The organism is Vibrio sp. 2132-1, from assembly GCF_033344315.1.
Genome location: NZ_JAWPON010000305.1, coordinates 1 through 720, shown reverse-complemented (window position 1 = coordinate 720; position 720 = coordinate 1). Strand labels below are relative to the sequence as shown.

Genomic DNA, 720 nt, shown 5'->3' with positions numbered 1-720 from the left:
TATTACTAATTACTTTGTGAATTACTTAACTGCTTTGATCTTCTCAACCAGTTCATTTAATTCAGGATTTGTCTTTTCTAAGTCCGCGTACATTGGTTGAACCGCTTCAACGAATGCCGCTTTATTTGGTTCAACAAAAGTTACGCCCATCTTTTCAGCTTTTGTACGCTCTTTTGCTTCTGACTCAGCCCACAATTTCTTCATGTATTCAGATGAGTCTGCTGCTGCTTTCATCAGTGCTTTTTGCTGCTCAGGTGTTAGCTTGTCGTACGTTTTAGTCGAAATAACCAATACGTCTGGCACCATGGTGTGCTCGTCTAGGCTGAAGTATTTCGATACCTCACTGTGACGGCTCAAGCTAAATGATGGGATGTTGTTTTCCGCAGCATCCACCACGCCTTGTTGTAATGCGGTGTATAGCTCACCGTATGCCAATGGTGTCGGGTTACCACCTAACGCTTTTACCATCGCAATAGCAGATGGGCTCGGCTGTACACGTACTTTCAGACCTTTTAGATCTTCCGGCGTATTGATTGGTTTGTTGGTGTAAAAGCTACGTGCGCCCGCATCGTAGTAAGTCACACCAATAAAGCCGCTGTCCGCTGAAGAATTCAGGATTTCACGACCCACGTCCCCGTCTGTCACTTTGTAGTAGTGGTCTTTATCGCGGAACAAGTAAGGCATGTTGAATGCTGCGTAAGCAGGGGAGAAAGCTTCCAA

Annotated in this window: 1 protein-coding gene; it reads right to left on the bottom strand. The window is 45.1% G+C overall.

The annotated features are described in order from the left end of the window. Positions 1–21: 21 nt before the first annotated feature. On the bottom strand, positions 22–720 hold a 699-nt coding region (locus R8N47_RS25085), incomplete at its 5' end, for a TRAP transporter substrate-binding protein (RefSeq protein ID WP_318186091.1).